At 32.8% G+C, this 4,311-nt stretch carries 4 protein-coding genes; all 4 read left to right on the top strand.

Features of this window, described 5'->3' with window-relative positions; translation table 11 throughout:
- The first annotated feature begins 32 nt into the window (after positions 1-32).
- The 4 genes from dapB to alr all read left to right on the top strand — a co-directional run bounded on the left by dapB (position 33) and on the right by alr (position 4,103).
- The gene (gene dapB / locus RWS90_RS07645) at positions 33-776 is read left to right on the top strand and encodes a 4-hydroxy-tetrahydrodipicolinate reductase (protein WP_314550190.1); all 744 of its coding nucleotides are present in this window, start codon (positions 33-35) and stop codon (positions 774-776) included.
- 274 nt (positions 777-1,050) lie between these two features.
- On the top strand, positions 1,051-1,752 hold the full coding sequence (dapD, locus tag RWS90_RS07650) for a 2,3,4,5-tetrahydropyridine-2,6-dicarboxylate N-acetyltransferase (RefSeq protein ID WP_314550193.1): 702 nt from the start codon (positions 1,051-1,053) through the stop codon (positions 1,750-1,752).
- Positions 1,753-1,769: 17 nt separating this feature from the next.
- Positions 1,770-2,927, top strand: coding sequence for a M20 family metallopeptidase (locus RWS90_RS07655; RefSeq protein WP_314550195.1), 1,158 nt, complete (start codon positions 1,770-1,772; stop codon positions 2,925-2,927).
- Between the two features lie 102 nt (positions 2,928-3,029).
- Positions 3,030-4,103, top strand: coding sequence for an alanine racemase (alr, locus tag RWS90_RS07660; RefSeq protein WP_314550197.1), 1,074 nt, complete (start codon positions 3,030-3,032; stop codon positions 4,101-4,103).
- Positions 4,104-4,311: the final 208 nt, after the last annotated feature.

The raw sequence follows: 4,311 nt of genomic DNA on the forward strand, positions 1-4,311 counted from the left end.
GCAAGACTTAATTCATTACAAGGAGAGTAAAAATGAGAGTTTTATTAAGTGGTTATAATGGAACGATGGGACAAGTTCTAAAAAACTATATTCAAGATAGTACGGATTTAGAAATCGTTGCAGGTGTAGGTCGTGAATTATTAGAAGAGAAATTTCCTACTTATACTTCATATAAAGGTTTAGAGAAGGTTGCTGATGTGATTATTGATTTTTCTCATCACGCAGGGACTGCTGAATTAGTGGAGTATGCTAAACGTACAAGAACGAAAGTTGTAATAGCGACAACTGGTCATACTACAGAAGAATTAGAATTAATCGATGAACTAGCAACTCATGTTGGAGTAGTTTACGCTGGGAATTACAGCTTAGGAGTAAATGTCTTAGTAGAATTAGTAAAAAAAGCTAGTGAACTCTTACTAGGATATGATATAGAAGTTATTGAAAAGCACCATAATAAAAAAGTAGACGCACCTAGTGGAACTGCAAAAATGTTAGTGGATGCGGTTAAGGATGTAGAAGATTATAATAGAGTCTATGGTCGTCACGGAGATATGAAACGCCAAGAAAAAGAGATTGGAATTCATGCAGTTCGTGGTGGAACTATAGTAGGTGAACATGAAGTTATTTTTGCTGGAGAAGATGAGGTAATTGAAATTAAACATACAGCTCTAAGCAAAAAAATGTTCGCAAAAGGCTCTGTTACAGCAGCACAGTGGCTTAACAGTGTAGAAGAACCTAGGTTATATTCTATGAAAGATGTACTAGGTATAGAATAATAAAGTCAGTAGAGAATAATAAGGTTAGTATAAGATAATAAAGTTTGGAGCGATTCAAGTGATTTTGTGAAAATAATATTTTGAGTCGTCTCCATGTAGGAGTGACTCAAAAATTGTGATTCCGAAGAATCGAGATTTGTCGAATCACTTCCGTAGTGGTTTGGTATTGCCATTTAAATTTTAAATGATAGAAATACTATAATAAAGTTAGATTGACATATGTAAAAATTAGATATAAAATAGAAAAAAATCATGTAAAAAATAGGAGAAAGAAATGAAATCAACAGAAGAGATTATTAAATTTATAGCGACATCTAAAAAGAAAACACCGGTAAAAGTTTATGTTAACTTTAATGCTGCGGTAGAATTTCCAGAGACTTTAGAGGTTTATGGTGAAGGAAACTCAAAAGTTATTTTTGCAGATTTTGCTGATTGGGTGGAATTTTATGGAGCTAATAAAGAAGCGGTAGTAAATCACCGTGTTGAAAATGACCGCCGTAATAGTGGTGTACCGATGATTGATTTAACTCAGTTTAACGCTCGTATTGAACCAGGATGTTCGATTCGTGAGCATGTTAGTATTGGAGACAATGCGGTTATCATGATGGGGGCTGTTATTAATATCGGAGCTAAAATCGGCAAAAACACTATGATTGATATGAATGCTATTTTAGGTGGACGTGCGGAAGTTGGAGAAAATTCTCACGTTGGTGCTGGGTCTGTGTTATCAGGTGTTATTGAACCAGCTAATGCTACACCAGTACGTGTAGGTAACAATGTTCTTATCGGGGCTAATGCTGTTATCTTAGAAGGTGTGCAAATCGGAGACAATGCTGTTGTTGCAGCTGGAAGTGTAGTAACAAAAGATGTAGCAAGTGGTGATGTTGTAGCGGGAGTGCCAGCACGAGTAATTAAAACACGTAGTGAAGTTGCAGAAGAAAAAGTTGACATTATCGCAGAATTAAGAAACTTATAATAAAGTAGGTAAAGAAGATGAAAGTAATTACTGAAGAGAATTTGACATCATGGCGTAGACATCTGCACCAAAATCCAGAGTTATCTTTGGAAGAGTATAAAACTAAAGAATTTATCGCGAGCGTTTTAACAGAGCATGGTATTGAGTATCAACAGACATTAGAGACTGGTTTAGTTGTGATTTTTAAAGCAAGCGTAGAAACTAAGGACACGATTTTATTTAGAGCGGATATTGATGCATTGCCAATCTCAGAAGAGAATGATGTTGATTTTAAATCTAATAATGATGGAGTAATGCATGCATGTGGTCATGATGGACATACTACTATGCTTTTGGGAAGTGTTATTGAAGCGGCTGATTATTATAAAAATAATGATATGAAAGTAAATAGTGTCTTTGTATTTCAACCTGCTGAAGAAACTTTTGGTGGTGGGAATTTATTAATCAATGATTTTGATTTTTCACCTTATAGTATTTTAGCAAGTTACGCATTACATATGAATCCAGATTATCCAGAAGGTCATATTATTTCTAAACCAAAAGAAATTATGGCTAGTGCTAATGAATATAGAATTTATATTAAAGGGCGTGCAGCTCACGTTGGTCTAAAAAATACTGGAATCGATGCTCTTAACGTGGCTACAATGTTCTTCCAAGAGATGCTAAAACTTAATACGTTACATACAAAAGCTCGTAATACTAATATTATTCATATTGGTAAAATGTACGGTGGAGATGCGATGAATGTCGTTGCGGAAAATGCATATTTAGAAGGAACGATTAGAACGTACAGTATGGAAGATTTAGCGACGATTAAAACTGCGATTGAAAATACGCGTGTAGGACTTGAGCATCTTACTGGTGCAAGTATCCGAGTTGATTTTGCTGAAGGATATCCTGCGGTAATTAATGATGAAGTTCCTTATCAAGTAATGAAAGAAGTTGTAGAAAAAGAAAGTATCGACTATATTGAGTTAGAAGAAGCTTATCTGTATGGAGAAGACTTTTCATTCTTTAGTAGATTATCTCCTATAAACTATAGTTTTTTAGGTTTAAGAAACGAAGAGAAAAACTATGTTTCAGGATTACATACACCAACTTTTAACTTCGATGAAAAAATACTAAAAGTAGGGATTCAATATTACCTTGGTATCTTAAAATATTATAACGAATAAATTTTGTTGATTTTGAGTAGAAAGTAGGGGTGACTCGATAACATTGATTTTATGAAATCAGGAGTTTTGAGTTGCCCTCATTTATTAAAGAAAGGATCTTTTATGGCAACAATTGAGTTAAATTACAATAATATACGCCAAAATGCTATTAATTTAAAACAGTACGCTCAGGATATAATTGCTGTGGTTAAAAATAATGCGTATAATTTAGATTTAAGAGAATGTGTAAAAGTGTATTCAGAAGCAGGAATCAATTATTTTGCAACGACGAAAGAAGAGGAGTGTAAAGTAATAAGGGAAACTTTAGGAACAGGTACTAATATTTTCTTGTTAAATCCTACGTATAATTTTGACTTAGCAAGAGAGTATAATGTTGAAATAAATATAGCAAGTCTTGAATATTTAAAAGAAAATCTTGATAATGTGAGAGATTTAACGTTACAACTAGAATTTGCTGGAAGTATGAGACGTGCTGGAGCGAAAAATCTTGAAGAAGTATTAGAAATTATCGATTTTTGTAAAAAAAATAAATTAAAATTAAAAGGATTTTGGTCACATTTTTCTTTTGCTGATGAGTTTGACGGTTTTTATGAAAAAGAAAAAGAGTTGGTCTTGAAGGTTCTTGAAGAAGCACAGAAAAATTATGATTTTGAAGTAGTTCATTTGCAAAATAGTGCTTCATTTTTACGCGATGGTGCATTTGAGAAAACAACGCATCAGAGATTAGGAATAATTCTTTATGGTGCGATGCCTTATAATGTGAAGGAAAATCCAGTAGCACTTAAAAATCTAGTTATAAAAAATCCAATTACTGTCTATGGTGAAATAATCAATATAGTAACTTTGAGTAAAGGCGAGTGTATAGGGTATTGTAATTCTTATATAGCTGATACTGATAAAAAGGTGGGGATTGTTAATATTGGTTATGGGGATGGAATACTACGAGATAGATTAAAAGGAAAAACCTGTATAATCAAAGGTAAAGAGAGAAATATTTACTCAACGATGATGAGTCATTTAGTAGTAGAAATAGATGAAGAGAATTGTATCGGAGATAGGGTTTATATTTATGATGATAAGCAACAACTTCATGATTATACTAAGTATTTTGGCCCGAATTCTGTGCAACTTGCAGCCTTAAATTATAATAGTTTAATAGTAAAAAAAATATATTAAAAGTTTTGGGATTGCCTCGAAAATTGATTTATTCGAAATTACGATTTTTAAGGCAATCTCATTTTTCACATTACAAATACAAATAAAGAAGCAACTCAGGATATTCCATGTGTTGCTTCTTTTAAAAAAGGAAAAATTTTAAATGAATTTAAATGGTTGTATACTAAATCCGGGGCATGGAAAAAATTCCAGCCCCGGATTTCAATTT

This window comes from uncultured Gemella sp., assembly GCF_963529685.1.
Lineage (GTDB): Bacteria > Bacillota > Bacilli > Staphylococcales > Gemellaceae > Gemella.